Below are 18,149 nucleotides of genomic sequence, written 5' to 3' on the forward strand. Positions count from 1 at the left end.
TCAGTGCTCCGGGGTAATCGCGGGTTGGCCTTGCGGCGCGGAATGGGGCTTGCGGGCGAACAGCTTCATGATGACCACGAAGAACAGTGGCACGAAGAAGACCGCCAGGATCGTGCCCGAGAGCATGCCGCCGATCACCGCCGTGCCCAGCGCGTGCTGCGCACCGGCACCGGCGCCACTGCCCAGCACCATCGGCAGCACCCCCAGGATGAAGGCCATCGACGTCATCAGGATCGGGCGCAGACGCATGCGCACCGCTTCCATGGTGGCCTCCACCAGGCTCTTGCCGTGCTCGTAGAGTTCCTTGGCGAATTCCACGATCAGGATGGCGTTCTTGCAGGCCAGGCCGATGGTGGTCAACAGGCCCACCTGGAAGTACACGTCATTCATCTTCCAGGTCAGGATCGCGCCCAGCAGTGCGCCGAACACGCCCAGCGGCACCACCATGATCACCGAGAAGGGAACCGCCCAGCTTTCATAGAGTGCAGCCAGTGCCAGGAACACGATCAGGATCGAGATCGAATACAGCAGGCCGGTCTGGCCGCTGGAGGCTTTTTCCTGCATCGACAGGCCGGTCCATTCGTAGCCGATGCCAGGCGGCATCTTGGCCATGGCGGCTTCGACGATGGCCATGGCCTCGCCGCTGGAGGCAGCGCCCGGCAGGGCCATGCCGAGGATTTCCATCGAGGGCACGCCGTTGTAGCGTTCCAGGCGCGGCGAACCGGATGCCCAGACAGCCGAGGAGAAAGCGCTGAACGGAACCATGGTGCCGGCCGTATTGCGCACATACCAGCGGTCCAGGTCGGAAGGCAGCATGCGGTATTGCGCATCGCCTTGCAGCATCACCTTCTTGACCCGGCCCTTGTCGATGAAGTCGTTGACGTAGCTGCTGCCCCAGGCGGTGGCGATGGTGTCATTGATGTCGGACATCGACACACCCAGCGCACCGGCCTTTTCGGTATCGACCAGGAGACGGAATTCCGGCGTATCTTCCAGACCGTTGGGGCGCACGGCCACCAGGCGCTTGTCTTGCGACAGGATGCCCAGCAACTGGTTACGCGCCTGCATCAGGGCCGCGTGGCCGAGGTTGGCTTCATCCTTGATCATCAGGTCGAAGCCGGTCGCATTGCCCAGTTCGGACACGGCCGGCGGTGCAAAGGCAAACACCCGGGCATCGCGGATCTTGGCGAAGGCCGCGCTGGCGCGGTTGGCCACGTCGGTCACCGTCATCCCCGCTCCCTTGCGCTCATCCCAGGGCTTGAGCTTGATGAAGGCAAAGCCCATGTTCTGGCCGCTACCGGCGAAGCTGTAACCGGAGACCGAGAAGATCCCCGAGACCGTATCCTTCTCGTCCACCAGGAAATGATGCTCGACCTGCTCGATCACCTGGTCGGTGCGCACCTTGGTGGCGCCCGAGGGCAACTGGATGATACCGAACAGGGTGCCCTGGTCTTCGTCCGGCAGGAAGCCCACCGGCAGCTTCATGAAGCCCACCACCACCAGCGCCAGCAGCACCGCATAGGCGGCCATGTAGCGCCAGCCGCGGCCCAGCATGTGACGCACGATGCCCTGGTAGCCGCCGTTGGTACGATCGAACTGGCGGTTGAACCAGCCGAAGAAACCGGTCGTGGCCAGCGCATGGCCCTTGGCGGCCGGCTTGAGCAGGGTCGCGCACAGGGCCGGGGTCAGGATCATGGCCACCAGCACCGAGAGGGTCATGGCCGAGACGATGGTGATGGAGAACTGGCGATAGATCACGCCGGTAGAACCACTGAAGAAGGCCATCGGCACGAACACCGCCGCCAGCACCAGGGCCACACCGACCAGCGCGCCGCTGATCTGGCCCATGGACTTGCGGGTGGCTTCCTTGGGCGGCAAGCCCTCTTCGGACATGACCCGCTCGACGTTTTCCACCACCACGATGGCATCGTCCACCAACAGGCCAATGGCCAGCACCATTGCAAACATGGTCAGCGTGTTGATGGTGAAGCCGAACACCGCCAGCACGCCGAAGGTGCCCAGCAGCACCACCGGCACTGCGATGGTCGGGATCAGGGTGGCACGGAAATTCTGCAGGAACAGGTACATCACCAGGAACACCAGCACCACCGCTTCGACCAGGGTGCGTACCACTTCTTCGATGGAGATGCGCACGAAGGGCGTGGTGTCATATGGCTTCTGCACCTTCATGCCGGCCGGGAAGAGTTTTTCCAGCTGGGCCATGCGGGCATCGATGGCCTTGACGGTATCGAGCGCATTGGCACCGGTGGCCAGCTTGATGGCCAGACCGGCTGCGGGCTTGCCGTTGTAGCGGCCCACCGAGTTGTAGCTCTCGCTGCCCAGTTCGATGCGGGCCACGTCGCGCAACTTGACGCGGGCACCGCCCTGCAGGGTGCGCAGCACGATGTTCTGGAACTGCTCAGCCGTACGCAGGCGCGTCTGCGCCGTGATGGTGGCGTTGATCTGCTGGTTCTCGGCCGCCGGCAAGCCACCCAGCTGGCCGGACGACACCTGGACGTTCTGCGCCTGGATGGCGTCCTTCACGTCCAGCGGGGTCAGGGCGTAGCTGTTGAGCTTGTTGGGATCGAGCCAGATGCGCATCGCATACTGCGAACCGAAGAGCGTGGTGTCACCCACGCCCGGCACGCGGCTGATGGCGTCCTGGATGTTGGCGGCCACGTAGTCCGACAGGTCGGACCCGTTCATGCTGCCATCTTCCGAGGTAAAGGCCAGCACGTTGAGGAAGTTGGTCGCCGACTTGGTCACCGTGATGCCCTGCTGCTGCACTTCGGTAGGCAGCAGCGGCGTGGCCAGCGAGAGCTTGTTCTGCACCTGCACCTGGGCGGTGTCAGGATTGGTACCGTTCTCGAAGGTCAGCGTGATGGTCACCGAACCGGAAGATTCGCTGGTGGACGCCATGTAACTCAGGTGATCCAAACCCTTCATCTTCTGTTCGATGATCTGGGTCACGGTGTCTTCCAGGGTCTTGGCCGAGGCACCCGGATAGTTGGCCGTGATGGCGATGGCCGGTGGCGCGATGGCCGGGTATTGCGCAATCGGCAGGGTCAGCACCGAGATGGTGCCGGCCAGCATGACGATGATGGCAATCACCCAGGCGAAGATGGGGCGGTCAATGAAAAAGCGAGCCATGATCTGTTCCCGCCTTTCAGTTGGTGCCGGCGCCGTTGCCGGCACCCGCGCTGGCTACCGCCGCCTTGGGCGTCCACGGCACCACCTTCACCTTGGCACCGGGCTTGGCGGACTGCTGGCCGTCGACGACCAGTTGGTCGCCTTCCTTCAGGCCACTGCTGACCAGCCACTTGTCACCGATGGCGCGATCGGTCACCAGGGCACGCTGTTCCACTACGCCTTGCGCATTGACCACGAAGGCCACCGGCTTGCCGGCGCCGTCACGGCTGACCGCCTGCTGTGGCACCAGCAGGCCCTGCTGGCGCACGCCTTCTTCCAGCACGGCACGCACATACATGCCCGGCAGCAGATCAGTCTTGGGATTGGGGAAGACCGCGCGCAGGGTGATGGCACCGGTGTCCTGGTTGACCGTCACATCGGAGAACTGCAGCGTACCTTCCTGCGCATAGGTGCGGCCGTTTTCCAGGATCAGCTTGACCTTGGCGCCATTGCCCGCCTTCTGCAACTCGCCATTGGCCAGCGCCTCCTTCAGGGACAGCCAGATGGCGCTGGACTGGGTGACGTCGACGTAGATCGGATCGAGCTGCTGGATGGTGGTCATCGCCGTGGTCTGGTTGGCCGTCACCAGAGCACCTGCCGTCACGCTGGACTTGCTGATGCGGCCGGAGATGGGGGCGTCCACCTTGGCGTAATCGAGGTTGATGCGGCTGGTCTGCAGATTGGCGCGCGCCGTGCCGACGTCGGCTTCGGCCTCACCCAGCGAGGCCACGGCATCGTCGTAATCCTGCTGGCTGACGGCCTTGATGACCACCAGATCCTTGTAGCGGGCGGCCTTCAGGCGGGCCGTCTTGACCGAGGCCTCGGCCTTGGCCAGGGCGGCCACGCTGCTGTCATAGGCGGCCTGGTAGCTGGCCGGATTGATCTGGTACAGCACCTGGCCGATCTTGACGTCACTCCCCTCGCGGAAATTGCGGGACTTGATGATGCCGCTGACCTGCGGACGCACATCGGCGATCTGGAAGGGCGAAGTGCGGCCCGGCAGTTCCGTGTGCAATTCCACCGGCTGCGACTGCACCGTGATCACCCCCAGCACAGGCGTGCCCGCTGCCGGCGGCGGACCGCCCGGCGGCTTGCCGCAGGCACTGAGAACACTGAGGATGGCCAGTGCAGCGACGGGCCGTAGAAGGGGTGTAGTGCGCATGAAGGACTCTCCGGAAAGGAAGAAATGTTTATAACGATACCGAACTGTACGGTATTATTCATTGACATTCGTTTCCCGGTCAAGCAATACTGAACACATCTGTACGAAAATGACACGTGCAAAAAAACCACGGAGACTTGCAAATGAGAGTAAAGACCCCGGCACGGCGCGAGGCGATCCTGGCGGCAGCGGCGGAGGTATTCAAGGAGCTGGGCTTCGAAGGTGCGTCCATGGCCGAGATTTCGGCGCGCATCGGTGGCTCCAAGGCCACGCTGTATAGCTATTTCAAATCGAAGGAGGAGCTCTTCGTGGCCGTGACCCACGGCGAAGCGAAGAAGCAGATGGAGCCGGCGCTGGCTGCGCTGGACCAGGAGGTGGACGATCTGGAGCTGACCCTGCGGGCGTTTGGCGAGAAGACAGTCGGCTTCCTCTGCCAGGAGAGCACCTTGCAAACGCATCGCATGATCATGGCCGAGGCCGGACGCAGCGACATCGGCCGCCGCTTCCATGAAGACGGCCCCAAGCATGGGATGGCGCGCGTCGCCGCCTTCCTGCAAAAACAGATGGTGGCCGGACGCCTGCGACAAGCCGATCCCATGCTGGCGACGCTGCAGCTATGCGGGCTGCTGGATTGCGAGACGGTCAAACCGATGATGCTGGGGCTGGAGAAGTCCATCTCCCGCCCGCGCATCAAGCGCACGGTAGGCCGCGCAGTGGAAACCTTTCTGGCAGCCTACGCAGTGCGCTGAGGCGACTGGCATCCGTCCTCAGAAGGTGTGGCGGATGCCCAGTTGTACGCCGGTCTCGCTGGCGCCGGCATCCGGGCTCAGGGCCTGGCTGGCGGTGAAGCTGGCACCGGTCATGCGGTAGGCGGCCGTGTTCTGGTTGATCAGGCGCGACGCCACCGCGTACAGGCGTGTGCGCTTGGACAGGTCGTAGTTCATGATCAGGCTGAACTGGCGGGCATTGTTGTTGTAGCGCGAACTGTCCTTGACATAGCCGCCACCGGCCCCCACGGTAGTCTGCGCATTGATGCGGTAGTCCGCCGAGAGACTGTAGGTGTTGTGATAATTGCCCGGCGTATTGCCCACCACGGCACCGGTCGGATCATATTTGCCGGCAGGGTTGGTAAAGACGTTGCCGGTGGTGGCCGAGATCACTTCATTGGTGCGGAAGAAAGCCAAGTAGACCTTGCCGCTGCCATACTCATAGTTCCCGCCCAGCATGAACTGCTTCACGCTGTTGGTATTGGTGGTGTTGTTGGCGTTGAGGTAGGCACTGCCCACATAGAGCGGCCCCTGCTGGGTCTGCATGCCGATCTGGTAGACCGCATTGCCGGCCGTAGTACCGGCGCGCTCGCCGACGGAGTAATGCAGTTCCAGCGTGGAATTGGCAAACTTGGGCGAGATGTAGCTGATGTCGTTGTCTACCCGCGCCAGCCAGTTGGCAAAGTTGTTGTAGGCCGAACCATAGGTGGCCGCGCCAAAGGCATCCATGTTGCCCGAATAGAGGAACATGATGCTGTTCTGCCGCCCCACCCTCACCTCACCGAAGCCACCGCCCAGGCCGACCCAGGACTGGCGGTCAAACAGGCGATAGCTGTTCTGCAGCGCACCGGTGCTGGGGTCGAAACCGGTCTCCAGGTTGAAGGTGGCGCGATAGCCTCCGCCCAGATCTTCCACGCCCTTGAAACCGAGCCGACTGGTCATCTGGCCATTGTTGCCCATGGCCCAGAGCGAAGTGTCCTTGCCGCTGACGGTACTCTTCTGGTAGGCGGTGTAGACATCGAGCACGCCATAGATGGTGACGGAACTCTGCGCGAAGGCAGCGGGGGCGGCGGCCAGCAGCAGGGCTGCCGGAATGAGGCCGAAACGACGGTGGGACGGTTGATGCGACTGCATGGTTCTCTCCTCCTGTGGTGAAACCTGTTGTGGATATCGATGAGACGCTGCCACTGCGACGGTGGCGACTCCGCGCGCAGGCAGGCCCCGCCCTGCCTGGACGGCATGGGCGGCCTGGCCGGCGCAAGGAATCAGACTTGTTGTTCGAGACGCTTCTTCACGATCAGTGCCAGTGGCACGGTGAAGAAGAAGTGCGACATGAAGCCGCCGATGATGACGGCGGGGTCGTAGTAGTTGGGATGGTTGTCGCCGGCGACCATGATGGCCACATGCATCGCGATCCAGGCAAGCATGGCGTAGAACAAGGCCACCAGCGTAGCCTCATAGCCGCGCCGACGCAGCTGCGGCCAGATTGCCGCGAACAGGATGCCCCACACCAGCGTGAAGAAGAAATGAATGCCAGTGCCCAACACATAGGCCAGCGGCCCAAGGGCCTCCTGGATATCCTTGCCGAACACCAGTCCGGTGGCATTGCGCGGAATGCCCGCCAGCGGCATGAGATGCTGGGCGCCGACCCAGATCAGCGCTTCATAGATCCAGATGATGATGCCGCCCGTGAGGCCGCCGACGATACCGGCACGCAGCATGGCGGAGCGGCTGTTCCAGACGGATGAGGTGTTGGCCGCCGTGGGGGCGGCCGCGTGGATTGCGGTTTGCATGGTGTCTCCTGCTCTTTGGATTGGCGAAATGGCGGGACAGGTGAAGTCCCGTTTTTTTGATGCGCTCGATGCGCCTTCTTGTTGTGGTCGTGCGCCTCTTCTGCGTGGACGCTCTACTCTCCCCTCGCTGTTACCCACCGGGTTCAGTCGATGTATTTCAGTCCGGCCGCTTCCAGCGGACCGCGCATCTTGTACATATCCAGCCCCAGCACGCCGGCGGCCAGTTGCGCGCGCTTCTCGCCTTCGAGGTCTTCACGCTGTTGCGCCACCCCGGCCACGCGCAGCGCATCGGCAGCGGGCACGGCGACCACGCCGTCATCGTCGGCCACGATCACGTCGCCCGGATTGACCAGCGCACCGGCACAGACCACCGGCACGTTGACCGAGCCCAGCGTGGCCTTGATGGTGCCCTTGGCGCTGATGGCGCGGCTCCATACCGGGAAGCCCATTTCCTTCAAGACCTTCACGTCGCGCACGCCGGCATCGATGATGAGCCCCCGGGCGCCGCGTGCCATGAAGCTGGTGGCCAGCAGGTCGCCAAAATAGCCATCGGTGCATTCGGCCGTGATGGCCGCCACCACGATGTCGCCCGGCTGAATCTGCTCGGCCGCCACGTGCATCATCCAGTTGTCGCCGGGGTGCAGCAGCACGGTCACGGCCGTGCCCGACACTGCCGCGCCGGGATAGATGGGACGCAGATAGGGTTTCAGCAGGCCGGTGCGGCCCTGCGCCTCATGCACGGTGGCTACGCCCAGTTTGCCGAGACGCTCCACGGCAGCGGTGTCGGCACGTTCGATATGGCGCTTGACCACGCCAAGCTGGTTGATCAGGGGAGTGCTCATGCGGTGAGTCCTTTCGCGTTCAGGGCGGCATCCAGGCGCGGGTAGACGCGGCGGGCATTGCCTTCGTAGATCTGGTGGCGCTCGGCGGGGCTCAGTGCGGCGGCCTCGATGTAGCGTTTGGTGTCGTCGTAGTAATGGCCGGTCTCGGGATCGATGCCGCGCACTGCGCCGATCATCTCGGAGGCAAACAGCACGTTGTCCACGGGAATGACGCGGGTGAGCAGGTCGATGCCCGGCTGGTGATAGACGCAGGTATCGAAGAAGATGTTGTTGAGCAGGTGATCCTTGAGCAGCGGCTTCTTCATCTCCTGGGCCAGGCCACGGAAACGACCCCAGTGGTAGGGCACGGCACCACCGCCGTGCGGGATCAGGAACTTCAGCGTCGGAAAGTCCTTGAACAGGTCGCTGGTCAGGCACTGCATGAAGGCCGTGGTGTCCGCATTCAGGTAGTGCGAACCGGTAGTGTGGAAGCAGGCATTGCAACTGGTGCTCACGTGGATCATGGCCGGCACTTCCAGCTCGACCATCTTTTCGTAGAGCGGATACCAGGACCTGTCGGACAGCGGCGGCGCAGTCCAATGGCCGCCCGAGGGATCCGGATTGAGGTTGATGCCGACGAAACCATATTCCCTGACGCACTTTTCCATCTCGGCAATCGAGGTGCGGATATCTGCGCCCGGCGACTGCGGCAGCATGGCCGCGCCGATGAAGTGGTCAGGGAACAGCTGCGCGACGCGATGGCACAACTCGTTGCAGATGGCTGCCCAGGTCTGGCTGGTGTTGAGGTCGCCGATGTGGTGCGCCATGAAGGAGGCGCGCGGCGAGAAGATGGTGAGATCGGCGCCGCGCTCCTTCATCAGGCGCAACTGGTTGCTCTCGATGGATTCACGCAGTTCGTCGTCGCTGATCTTCAGCTCGGCCACCTTGGGGCCCAGTTCGGGCGTGTTCAGGTTGGCGATCTGCCGGTTGCGCCAGTCTTCCAGCGCCTTGGGCGCCGTGGTGTAGTGACCATGGCAGTCGATGATGAGGGAGTCTCGCATGGGATTTAAGGATGTTCGTTCAAGAGGTCGGCGGGGACCAGGACTTCCCCGCGCAGGATGGGACGCGCCGTGCGCAGCAGCGCGGCACGCAGTATCTGTTGCGGGTCGCGCGGGTCCAGTTCCAGCGCGACGCTGAATTCCCCGGTGGGATGTTCCACCGAGACGGTGCGCTGCAAGCCGCTGCCGGCCACCGCCAGCCCTTGCGCCACCGAGCCTTCCAGTACGCAGGCGGTAGCCACCGTGACGGCGGCCAGCACGCCGATGGCTTCGTGGCAGACATGCGGGATGAAGCAGCGGGTCGAGATCGTGCCGCCCGCCGTGGGGGCTGATAGCAGACACATCTTGGGATAGTTCTTGCCGGCCACGTCGCCCAGGCCCATCAACGGCCCGCAGGCCAGGCGCAGGGCTTCCAGCCGTTCCTTGAGGAGGCTATCGGCATTGAGGGCGGCCACGCTTTCATCACCGGCCAGGCCAAAGTCTGCGGCCCGCACCAGCACCATGGGCATGCCATTGTCGATGAGGGTGGCGGCGATCTCGCGCTGTTCGCCACTGGCCGTGGCATGGCGCACCCGGTCCAGCACGCGGCCCGTGGGCAGCATCGTCGGGCACACTGAACCTGCCGTCTCGAGGAAGTTGATGCGTACCGGCGCGGCCGTCCCCGGCACGCCATCAATGCGGGTATCGCCCCGGTAGCGCAGACGGCCGCCCGGTGTCTGCACTGTCACGTCGCATTGCATGCCGGTGTTGATCGTCAGGATGCGCGCCGTGGTGGTCTCGGGAGCGGTGGCGATCAGGCCGCGTTCGATGGCAAAGGGCAGCACGGCGGCCAGCATGTTGCCGCAGTTGGGCGTGGTATCGACGCGATCCGATTCGGGCTGCAACTGCGCAAACAGGAATTCCAGGTCCACCCCGGCCACCTGGCTGCGACGGACGATGCCGGCCTTGCTGGTCAGTGGATGGGCGCCGCCCAGGCCATCGATCTGGCGCCGGTCGGGCGAGCCCAGCGCGGCCAGCAGCACGCGGTCGCGTGCGGCCGTCTGCTGCGGCAGGTCATCTGCCAGGAAGAACGGTCCGCGCGAGGTACCGCCGCGCATCAGGGTGCAGGGGATGGCCAGCAGGTCGGCGCCATCAGGATCGGCAGGAGTAGGGAGGTCGAGGTCGGACACCGGTCTTTACCTTTGAAAACGATGGCGCCGAGTATGCGTGAGCCCCCTGCCCGCTTGGTTGCGTTGTGGGCCTTCCTCTGTTCTAATTTTCTAATCACCCTCAGAATCCAACATCCTTCCGACAGCCCGCCATGTCCCTGCTCAACCTGCGCCACCTGCACGTGTTCAACGTCGTCGCCACCACTGGCGGGGTGCGCCGGTCTTCCGACACGCTGCTGCGCGCCTCCTCGGCCGTGGCCCGCTCGGTGGCCGCGCTGGAGCAAAGCCTGGACACGCAGCTGTTCGAACGCAAAGGCCGCGGCATGCTGCTCACCACGGCCGGGGAAGCCGTCAGGCTGCGGGTCGAGCGCATCGAGGCAGAACTGCGCGAAGTGCGCGACGATGCGCTGCGCCTGCGCGAACGCAGTGGCAAGCCGGTCGCCAGCCTGGATGCGCTGTTCAACGAACGCCGCCTGCAGGCCGCTGCGCTGCTGGCCGAAACGCATCACATGCCCAGCGTGGCGCGCTTGATGGAAGTCTCGCCCTCGGCGGTGAGCCAGGCGTTGTCGATGCTGGAAGGCATCCTCGGCCAGGCCCTGTTCTTCCGTACTGCACACGGCATGCTGCCCACCGATGCCGGACGGCGCTGGACCGAACGCTTTGGGCGCGCCCTGGCCGAACTGCGCCATATTCCTGAAGACCTTGCCGCACTCGACGGCGTGGTGCAAGGCACGGTAACGGTCGGCGCGCTGCCGCTGGCGCGCTCGCAGCTCTTGCCGACGGCCATGACACGGGTCCTGGCGCGCCATCCGCGCCTGCAGATCCGCTCGCTGGAAAGTCCCTATGAAGAGCTAGCGGCGGGTCTCATGAGCGGACGCATCGATTTCATCGTCGGCGCCCTGCGCGCCTTTTCCGGCGACACCTTCGACATGCGCGCGCTGGTGGAGGACGGTGCCGCCCTGATCGCGCGCGCAGGCCATCCGCTGGCAGGCCGCCAGAGGCTGGCCCTGCGCGACCTCGACGGCTATCCCTGGGTACTCTCGCGGGCCGGCACGCCGCTGCGCGACTCCATCGACCAGTTCTTCCGCGAGAGCGGCTGGCCCGCGCCGCGCCCGGCCGTGGAAACCGGCGACCTGGCGCTGCTGCGCGGCCTGCTGGTGGGCAGCGACATGCTCACCGTGATCTCGGCCCATCAGCTGCAGCATGAGATTGCCACCGGCCAGCTCACCACCCTGCCGTTCGTCCTGCGCGGCACGGAGCGCCGTATCGGCCTCATGCGGCGCAAGGGCGCCCACCTCTCGCCGGGGGCACGCGCCCTGCAGGAAGAGATCGAGGCGGCTGCGGCGCACTGGCACTGAGCGGCGGCCAGCCCTTCTCCCCGACCTTCCACAAATCCATCGCGATTAGCAAATGGCAACACTCAGGTAGCCGAAAGCAATACTCGCCCGCCCTCCCCGCCCTACACTTTGTGCCAAGTCAAGGCGCGCTGGCCGCGCCATGACCAGCCAACCCCAAGCCGCGTGCAGACAAGCCGGCAGATTCCGACAAATCGACACCATTACGGAGACTTAATGAATACAGCACAATCGCTGGACGTGCGCTCGTACATCAACGGGCGCAAGATGTCCGGCCATCAATGGCTACTGCTGATCCTGTGCTTCCTCATCGTGGCCACCGACGGCATGGACGTGGCCATCATGGGCTTCCTCGCCCCCGGCATCACGAAGGAATGGAATATTTCGCGCGCCGCCTTCGGTGTGGTCATGAGCGCTGCGCCCATCGGCCTGGCCATCGGTGCGCTGCTGGTCGGTCCGCTGTCGGACCGCTACGGCCGCAAGAAACTGCTGATGACGGCGGTGGCCTGGTTCGGCCTGTGCAGCCTGGCCTGTGCCGCCGCGCATGACGTAGTGACGCTCTCATGCCTGCGCTTCCTGACCGGCCTGGGCCTGGGTGCGGCCATGCCCAATGCCACCACCCTGCTCTCGGAGTACGTGCCCGAGCGTTCGCGCAGCACCTTGCTGGCCATCATGTTCACCGGTTTCAACCTCGGCTCGGCGCTGGTGGGCTTCCTGGCAGCGGCCCTGCTGCCGGACTACGGCTGGCGCGCGGTCCTGCTGGTGGGCGGCGCCATTCCGCTGGTCTGCCTGCCCTTCTACCTGTGGCTGGTGCCGGAGTCGGCGCGGTTCATGGTGGTGCGCAACTATCCCGCCCAACGCATTGCCCGCACCCTGGCGCGCGTCTGTGGCGGCAGCTTCGCAGACGGCCAGCGCTTTAGCGTCAGCGAACCGCCGGTCAAGGGCAGCCAGCCGGCCAAGGTGCTGCTCTCGGACAGCTATCGCAAGACCACGCTGTCGCTGTGGGGTACTTACTTCATGGGCCTGCTGGTGATCTACCTGCTCTCGGGCTGGCTGCCCACGCTCATCAAGGATGCCGGCCTGCCCATCGAGAAGGCCGCCAGCATCACCGCGCTGTTCCAGCTGGGCGGCACGGTGGGCGCACTGGTGGTGGGCTTCCTGATGGACCGCTGGTCGCCCAGCCGCGCCATCGCCGCCGCCTACGTCTCGGGCGCCGTCTTCATCCTGCTGCTGGCCTCGGGCAGCGTGCAGTCGGGCATGTTCGCGGCCTACGTGCTGCTGGCGGGCTTCTGCATGAGCGGTGCGCAGACCGGGCTGAACGCCTTTGCGCCCTCCTGCTACCCGACCGTGGTGCGTGCCACGGGCGTATCGTGGATGCTGGGCGTGGGCCGCTTCGGCAGTATCCTCGGCTCCTTTGCCGGTGGCGTGCTGCTGTCGATGGGCTGGGGCTTTGGTGCGGTGATCGCCGTCCTGGCGGTGCCGGCCACGCTGGCGGCGCTCATCATCGTCTTCATCCAGATGGGTCAGCGGCCGGCCGCTGCAGCCTGATCAACCCGTAGGCCCCGTCACATCGGATTCAACTGAAACAGGAACATCGTCATGGCCAACATCATCGGCGCCATCGCCACCTCGCACACCCCGACCATCGGCTTCGCGCTGGATGCCAACAAGCAGCACGACCAGGTCTGGGCGCCCATCTTCAAGGCCTACGAGCCGGTCCAGCAATGGCTCAAGGAGAAGCAGCCGGACGTGCTGCTGGTGGTCTACAACGATCACGTCACCTCCTTCTTCTTCGACCATTACTCGGCCTTTGCGCTGGGCGTGGGTAGCGAGTACCAGGTCGCCGACGAAGGCGGCGGTGCCCGCAAGCTGCCCGCCGTGGGTGGACATGCCGCGCTGGCACGCCATATCGGCAGCTCGCTCATGGCTGACGAATTCGACATGGCCTTCTTCCAGAACAAGCCGCTGGACCATGGCTGCTTCTCGCCCTTGTCGATGCTGTGGGAGCACCAGGATGGCTGGCCCGGCCAGATCATCCCGCTGCAGGTGGGCGTGCTGCAGTTCCCGATCCCGACGGCACGGCGCTGCTACAAGCTGGGCCAGGGCCTGCGCCGCGCCATCGAAAGCTATCCGGAAGACCTCGATGTGGTCATCGTCGCCACCGGTGGCCTGTCACACCAGGTGCATGGCGAGCGCGCCGGCTTCAACAATACGCCGTGGGACCACCAGTTCCTGAACCTGCTGCAGGACGATCCGGAAGCCCTGACCCGCCTGACCCATGCCGAACTGGCGACCCTGGGCGGGCTGGAAAGCGCCGAGGTCATCATGTGGCTCATCATGCGCGGCGCCATGCCGGCCGGTGTGAACTGCCTGCACCGCGAGTATTACCTGCCCTCCATGACCGGCATCGCGGTGGCGGTCTATGAACCGGCCGTGGCGGCCGATGCGGCCTTGCAGGCCCGCGAGATCGAGCGCCACCGGCAGCACGTGGCGCACCAGCTGGATGGCATCGAGAAGCTCGGCGGCACCTATCCCTTCACGCTGGAGACCGCCAATACGCGCTACCGCATTAACCGCTACCTGTACCAGTTGATCCAGCCGGCTTTCCGCGAGCGCTTCCTGGCTGATCCGCAGGCAACCTATGAGGAAGCGGGCCTCTCGCAAGAAGAACGCGAGATGATCAGCCAGCGCGACTGGCAGGGCATGATCCGTTATGGCGTGATCTTCTTCCTGCTGGAAAAGCTGGGGGCGGTGGTGGGCGTGTCCAACCTGCACATCTATGCGGCCATGCGCGGCCAGTCGCTGGATGAGTTCCAGAAGACGCGCAATGCGCCGGGCGCGCTGTATTCGGTGGCCGGCGCGGCGGCGGACAAGGCGGCGGAGTGGGGCAAGACCGGGACCAACTGAACTCTCTCGCGCTGAGGTTTCTTCCATCGCGCCGTCCTTCGGGACAGGCGCGATTTTTTATGTCTACCTTTCATCAAAACAAATCGCCATTGCGTCAAAACATGCGCGGGGAAGACGTGGCCTGCTCTTGATGGCCTCGCGCTAATCCTCAGAAAAAATAGAAATCCTTCCATTGAGAAAGCACCTCGCGCATCGGAGACTTACGCCTTCGTCGCCCGGGGCCTCTGCTGTGTTGATGCGTCCACGGGCATGGTCCGCATCCGGGACTTTCCGCAGGCAAGCACAACGCGCAGGCAGTTCAGAAAAAATGCCGTGTTTTCGTCCAGCTTGTTCACTGCCGTGTCCGGGATTGCACAATCTCTCAGTGGAAACCGCCCGGCATGGCTCCCCCCTTGCAGAATGCTTCATCCCGCTCCCTAGCGCCCATGGGACAGCATCTCCGGCTGCTCAAGCTGGATTCCCCCCTCGGAAAAGACATCCTCCTGCCGCAACGGCTGGTGGCCAGCGAACGCCTGAGCCACGGCTACGAGGTCAGCATCGATGTGCTGGCCACGGAAACCGGCATTGCGCTGGAGGCGTTGATTGCACAGCCTGTCACCCTGTGGATCAGGCAGCGCGAAGGCGACTATCTACCGCTGCATGGCTACGTGCATACCGCGAAGCGCCTGGGCAGTGACGGAGAATACCAGTATCGCCACCGGAAAAAACCTGCTGGCCAGCGTGGCAGAGAAGATCAGCCTGTTCGCCTTCAAGGCCGGGATCAAGCTGTTTACCGCCAAAGGCAAGGTGGAAGTGCAGGCGCAGAGTGACGATCTGGACCTGATTGCCGAGAAGGTGGCTCGGCTGCTGTCAACGAGCGGGCGCATCGAGATACACGCGAAGGACGAAGTGTTGATATCCGCTGGCGGCTCCTTCATTCAGATCAATGCCTCCGGGATCACGCAAGGGACGGCCGGCACATGGGAAGCCAAGGCATCGCAGCATGCGATGACGGGTCCGGCGCGCGTGTCGTATGCGATGCCGTTGCTGCCCGCGAACGACTTGAATCTGCCGAAGCGCTATCCCTATTCACAGTGATTTTTTCTTCAACGAGGACATCATGCTGATCAGTCCCCCTTTCCTGCCGCCGCGCACGGAGCAACAGACCGAAGACGAATGGCTCGACCTGGCCATGAACGGCGATGCGCCCGGCCGGGGCGCTTTCCCGGTCAGTTTCAATCTCGGGTGGCATGGCGGGATTCACCTGACCGCTCCGAAGACAGGCAACGCCCATGAACCCGTCAGGGCCATTGCGGATGGCACCATCGTCTTTGTGCGCCCACCTACCAAGGGCTTGCCCAATCTACCAGCTGAACATCCCCTCATGTACAACGGTGCCACCAGCGATGGCGTGGTCGTCATCAGGCATGAAGCCGAGATCGGCGAAGGTGAACAGGCTCGCGTCGTCTTCTTCAGCCTCTACATGCACCTGCATGCAATCGCACCTGCCGCGCACGTCAATCGCTTCGTGCATCGAAAGGAGGTCATCGGGAACGTAGGCTACATCGATGGAGAGATGGGGCGCATGGAGCTAGAGACAACCAATTCAAAACAATCAATTTGAAAATAAATTCCCTCGTTATCGATGAACCGTTGGTCAAAGTGGTAGCAATAGCAATCAACGGAAAAGATCCTCTTACGCAAGAACCTAACAATTTAGTCGAACGCGTGAAGGAAACGCAATGGGCCAAATCAATCACTATGGATGGAGTGTAAATGCAAGCAAATCAGAAATCAGCATTCCTTTTTCTCCTTATTTTTACGAACTCCGGCAATGCTCAGGCCTTATCCCAAAGTGACTTGGAGCTGGTCAAAAGAGACCTGAATATTCCAAAGGCATGGACCATCTCCAAAAAGGCATCTCCATGGAATAGCAGTACTGGAGACACATATTGCACGGTTCTCTTGTCCACCGACCGAAGAAAATGGCTTGGCAATTTCTGCATTTCTTCCAGCGAAGAAGTTCGCTTTGACGTGGGCGTATGGGACGAAGTACCTGATGAAGAGCATTGGGGTGACCGCAGCAAAGAAGAGATTGGCTATTGGAGCGTCACCCCGATGTTCATCTATCCGATGACGCCATTTATTACCCGTCCCATAAAGAACTATGCAGCCGAAATTGACTGCAACTTGGGGGACGGAATCGGCTATCGACCTACCAACACCTGCCACAGCGCCTATTACCAACTACGAGAGGGCGTGTTCATTTACAGCATATTTCATCTCTCCGATGACGTGAGGCGAAAACAGAAGGCGCGAATCTCGGATATTAGAAACCTATGGATTCATGTCGGCAAAAAGATTGGAAGAGAATCCGCCCCTAAATGAAGAAGAAGAGACATGAAAAACTGCGTGCCAACAACCATGTCGTCTCCGGTGCAGAGACCAATATCGACAGCAGTAAGAATCTATATGCAAGTGATCAAAACACTGATTTTTCTTTTTATGCCGATAGGCATTCAACCTGCTTTTTCACAAGTCATCACCCAGGCGGAGGCGACCAAGCTAATGCGAGACGTGACCATCCCGAATACGTGGCGTTTGGCAAAAAGCATGAAGCAGCAGAATCGAAATTATCCAAATACTTACTGTGCGATTTTCCATTCAAAGATCACAAAACAATGGATCGGAAAATTGTGCCTGACCACCAACAAGGAATACATTTCTGATGTGGAAATTCGCGACGAAGTCCCCGAAGAAGAAGATTGGGCGGATCGCACACCATACGAAGTCGGCTACTGGCGCGTCACACCCCTCTCCATCTACCCAATGACGCCATTTATTCTGAAGCCGATCAAGAACTACGCTGCAGAATCCGACTGCTTTATGGAAGACGGTCCCGTCTATCGAGCCACAAGCATGTGCCACACCACGCTTTATGAATTGCGTCCGGGCGTCTTCATCTTCAGCGACTTTCACTTTTTCGACAACGTAAAGCGCAAGCAAAAAACCAAACTCTCGGACATCAAGGATCTGTGGATCCAGGTAGGAAACAGGATCAAAAAAGAATCCAGTCACTGACCACCGAAAGAGTCCCAGCGAATTTGAACAAAGGGCGGCCGCAGTAGCCTGCACCAACGCTTAGCTGCCCAAATCCGCCCAGCCCAGCCGCCCCATTGATACATCCCAAAGATCAACCCACCTGATAAACCCCCTTCAACATCTTGCGCACAATCGCCTCAAAGAAAATCACCGCAAACCCGTCATTGCGAATGAGCTGCTGCGTCAGATCCGCACACTTCTGCCGCACTTCATCCGGCAACAGCTGATCCTCGCCGCCCATCGCCCGTCCCGCCACCTGGATCTCGGCCGCCCGCTGCACCGTCCACAGCAGGAAGAAAGCACGCTGGATATCACTCTCGCACACCGCCACGCCATGGTTGCGCAAGACCAGGATGTGCTTGTCACCCAGGCTTTGCAGCATGCGCCCCTTTTCCTCGGCAAACAGGGTGATGCCCTCGAAGTCGTGATAGCCGATGCGCCCGAACAATTGCGCACCATAGAAATCGTTGTGTTCGAACCCATTCTTCTTCATCGTCACCGCCGAGATCGGCGTGGTGTGCGTATGGATCACGCAGCGCAGATCATCGCGCGCACCATGGATCGCACTGTGCAGTGCAAACCCGGCCGGATTGGCCTTGTAGTCCGACGGTTCGGCCAGTTGCCCATCCAGCCCCACCTTGAGCAGGTTGGCCGGCGTCACTTCGTTGTAGTTCAGCGCAAACGGATTGACCAGGTAATGATGCTCCGGCCCCGGCACGCGCACCGAGATGTGATTGAAGATCATCTCGGTCCAGCCCAGGTAATCGACCAGGCGATAACAATGGGCCAGCTGGATGCGCAGCGCCCACTCCTCGTCGCTGCAGTGGGATGGCTTGTCTGCGCCATAGCTGAATTGCATGATGTTCAT

17 protein-coding genes are annotated in these 18,149 nt (G+C 62.4%); 9 read left to right on the forward strand and 8 right to left on the reverse strand.

Going from position 1 to position 18,149, the window contains the following annotated elements; all coding sequences use genetic code 11:
- Both ACVC5H_RS19005 and ACVC5H_RS19010 read right to left on the reverse strand, forming a co-directional pair.
- Window positions 1-3,150 (reverse strand): efflux RND transporter permease subunit, encoded by a 3,150-nt coding sequence (locus ACVC5H_RS19005; protein ID WP_489619323.1) that lies wholly within the window; start codon window positions 3,148-3,150, stop codon window positions 1-3.
- A 16-nt stretch (window positions 3,151-3,166) separates the two neighbouring features.
- On the reverse strand, window positions 3,167-4,351 hold the full coding sequence (locus tag ACVC5H_RS19010) for an efflux RND transporter periplasmic adaptor subunit (protein ID WP_489619324.1): 1,185 nt from the start codon (window positions 4,349-4,351) through the stop codon (window positions 3,167-3,169).
- 143 nt (window positions 4,352-4,494) lie between these two features.
- Here ACVC5H_RS19010 and ACVC5H_RS19015 point away from each other — a divergent pair, with 143 nt between their 5' ends.
- Window positions 4,495-5,100, forward strand: a complete 606-nt coding sequence (locus ACVC5H_RS19015) for a TetR/AcrR family transcriptional regulator C-terminal domain-containing protein (RefSeq protein ID WP_489619325.1) — start codon at window positions 4,495-4,497, stop codon at window positions 5,098-5,100.
- Between the two features lie 18 nt (window positions 5,101-5,118).
- Here the strand turns inward: ACVC5H_RS19015 and ACVC5H_RS19020 are convergent, their stop codons facing one another.
- The 5 genes from ACVC5H_RS19020 to ACVC5H_RS19040 all read right to left on the reverse strand — a co-directional run bounded on the left by ACVC5H_RS19020 (window position 5,119) and on the right by ACVC5H_RS19040 (window position 9,887).
- Entirely contained in the window at window positions 5,119-6,252 is a 1,134-nt protein-coding gene (locus ACVC5H_RS19020) for a porin (protein WP_489619326.1), read from the reverse strand.
- A gap of 131 nt (window positions 6,253-6,383) precedes the next feature.
- Entirely contained in the window at window positions 6,384-6,839 is a 456-nt protein-coding gene (locus ACVC5H_RS19025) for a hypothetical protein (RefSeq protein ID WP_489622725.1), read from the reverse strand.
- Window positions 6,840-7,054: 215 nt separating this feature from the next.
- Complete coding sequence (gene ligK, locus ACVC5H_RS19030; protein ID WP_489622726.1) at window positions 7,055-7,738, reverse strand: 4-carboxy-4-hydroxy-2-oxoadipate aldolase/oxaloacetate decarboxylase; 684 nt, start codon at window positions 7,736-7,738, stop codon at window positions 7,055-7,057.
- A gap of 11 nt (window positions 7,739-7,749) precedes the next feature.
- The gene (locus ACVC5H_RS19035; protein WP_489619327.1) at window positions 7,750-8,793 is read right to left on the reverse strand and encodes an amidohydrolase family protein; all 1,044 of its coding nucleotides are present in this window, start codon (window positions 8,791-8,793) and stop codon (window positions 7,750-7,752) included.
- Window positions 8,794-8,798: 5 nt separating this feature from the next.
- Window positions 8,799-9,887 (reverse strand): 4-oxalomesaconate tautomerase, encoded by a 1,089-nt coding sequence (locus ACVC5H_RS19040; protein ID WP_489622727.1) that lies wholly within the window; start codon window positions 9,885-9,887, stop codon window positions 8,799-8,801.
- Between the two features lie 203 nt (window positions 9,888-10,090).
- Here ACVC5H_RS19040 and ACVC5H_RS19045 point away from each other — a divergent pair, with 203 nt between their 5' ends.
- The 8 genes from ACVC5H_RS19045 to ACVC5H_RS19080 all read left to right on the forward strand — a co-directional run bounded on the left by ACVC5H_RS19045 (window position 10,091) and on the right by ACVC5H_RS19080 (window position 17,260).
- Window positions 10,091-11,296, forward strand: a complete 1,206-nt coding sequence (locus tag ACVC5H_RS19045; RefSeq protein ID WP_489619328.1) for a LysR family transcriptional regulator — start codon at window positions 10,091-10,093, stop codon at window positions 11,294-11,296.
- 213 nt (window positions 11,297-11,509) lie between these two features.
- On the forward strand, window positions 11,510-12,841 hold the full coding sequence (locus tag ACVC5H_RS19050; RefSeq protein ID WP_489619329.1) for an MFS transporter: 1,332 nt from the start codon (window positions 11,510-11,512) through the stop codon (window positions 12,839-12,841).
- A 51-nt stretch (window positions 12,842-12,892) separates the two neighbouring features.
- Window positions 12,893-14,200 (forward strand): gallate dioxygenase, encoded by a 1,308-nt coding sequence (locus tag ACVC5H_RS19055; RefSeq protein ID WP_489619330.1) that lies wholly within the window; start codon window positions 12,893-12,895, stop codon window positions 14,198-14,200.
- A 425-nt stretch (window positions 14,201-14,625) separates the two neighbouring features.
- Window positions 14,626-15,009, forward strand: a complete 384-nt coding sequence (locus ACVC5H_RS19060; RefSeq protein ID WP_489619331.1) for a hypothetical protein — start codon at window positions 14,626-14,628, stop codon at window positions 15,007-15,009.
- Complete coding sequence (locus ACVC5H_RS19065) at window positions 14,921-15,277, forward strand: DUF2345 domain-containing protein (RefSeq protein WP_489622728.1); 357 nt, start codon at window positions 14,921-14,923, stop codon at window positions 15,275-15,277. The genes ACVC5H_RS19060 and ACVC5H_RS19065 overlap by 89 nt, the downstream gene beginning before the upstream one ends.
- A 22-nt stretch (window positions 15,278-15,299) precedes the next feature.
- Window positions 15,300-15,803, forward strand: coding sequence for a M23 family metallopeptidase (locus ACVC5H_RS19070; RefSeq protein WP_489619332.1), 504 nt, complete (start codon window positions 15,300-15,302; stop codon window positions 15,801-15,803).
- A gap of 152 nt (window positions 15,804-15,955) precedes the next feature.
- Complete coding sequence (locus ACVC5H_RS19075) at window positions 15,956-16,567, forward strand: hypothetical protein (protein WP_489619333.1); 612 nt, start codon at window positions 15,956-15,958, stop codon at window positions 16,565-16,567.
- Between the two features lie 84 nt (window positions 16,568-16,651).
- On the forward strand, window positions 16,652-17,260 hold the full coding sequence (locus ACVC5H_RS19080) for a hypothetical protein (RefSeq protein WP_489619334.1): 609 nt from the start codon (window positions 16,652-16,654) through the stop codon (window positions 17,258-17,260).
- Between the two features lie 112 nt (window positions 17,261-17,372).
- Here ACVC5H_RS19080 and ACVC5H_RS19085 read toward each other — a convergent pair whose 3' ends face one another.
- A complete protein-coding gene (locus tag ACVC5H_RS19085) occupies window positions 17,373-18,149 on the reverse strand; it encodes a class II aldolase/adducin family protein (protein ID WP_489619335.1) in 777 nt (258 codons plus the stop codon).

It is taken from the genome of Herbaspirillum sp. Her3 (assembly GCF_057961275.1).

Coding starts and splice junctions, on each gene's coding strand:
- ACVC5H_RS19005 (WP_489619323.1), bottom strand. CDS start 3,150: ATGGCTCGCTTTTTCATTGACCGCCCCATCTTCGCCTGGGTGATTGCC.
- ACVC5H_RS19010 (WP_489619324.1), bottom strand. CDS start 4,351: ATGCGCACTACACCCCTTCTACGGCCCGTCGCTGCACTGGCCATCCTC.
- ACVC5H_RS19015 (WP_489619325.1), top strand. CDS start 4,495: ATGAGAGTAAAGACCCCGGCACGGCGCGAGGCGATCCTGGCGGCAGCG.
- ACVC5H_RS19020 (WP_489619326.1), bottom strand. CDS start 6,252: ATGCAGTCGCATCAACCGTCCCACCGTCGTTTCGGCCTCATTCCGGCA.
- ACVC5H_RS19025 (WP_489622725.1), bottom strand. CDS start 6,839: ATGCTGCGTGCCGGTATCGTCGGCGGCCTCACGGGCGGCATCATCATC.
- ACVC5H_RS19035 (WP_489619327.1), bottom strand. CDS start 8,793: ATGCGAGACTCCCTCATCATCGACTGCCATGGTCACTACACCACGGCG.
- ACVC5H_RS19040 (WP_489622727.1), bottom strand. CDS start 9,887: ATGCGCGGCGGTACCTCGCGCGGACCGTTCTTCCTGGCAGATGACCTG.
- ACVC5H_RS19045 (WP_489619328.1), top strand. CDS start 10,091: ATGTCCCTGCTCAACCTGCGCCACCTGCACGTGTTCAACGTCGTCGCC.
- ACVC5H_RS19050 (WP_489619329.1), top strand. CDS start 11,510: ATGAATACAGCACAATCGCTGGACGTGCGCTCGTACATCAACGGGCGC.
- ACVC5H_RS19055 (WP_489619330.1), top strand. CDS start 12,893: ATGGCCAACATCATCGGCGCCATCGCCACCTCGCACACCCCGACCATC.
- ACVC5H_RS19060 (WP_489619331.1), top strand. CDS start 14,626: ATGGGACAGCATCTCCGGCTGCTCAAGCTGGATTCCCCCCTCGGAAAA.
- ACVC5H_RS19070 (WP_489619332.1), top strand. CDS start 15,300: ATGCTGATCAGTCCCCCTTTCCTGCCGCCGCGCACGGAGCAACAGACC.
- ACVC5H_RS19075 (WP_489619333.1), top strand. CDS start 15,956: ATGCAAGCAAATCAGAAATCAGCATTCCTTTTTCTCCTTATTTTTACG.
- ACVC5H_RS19080 (WP_489619334.1), top strand. CDS start 16,652: ATGCAAGTGATCAAAACACTGATTTTTCTTTTTATGCCGATAGGCATT.
- ACVC5H_RS19085 (WP_489619335.1), bottom strand. CDS start 18,149: ATGAACATCATGCAATTCAGCTATGGCGCAGACAAGCCATCCCACTGC.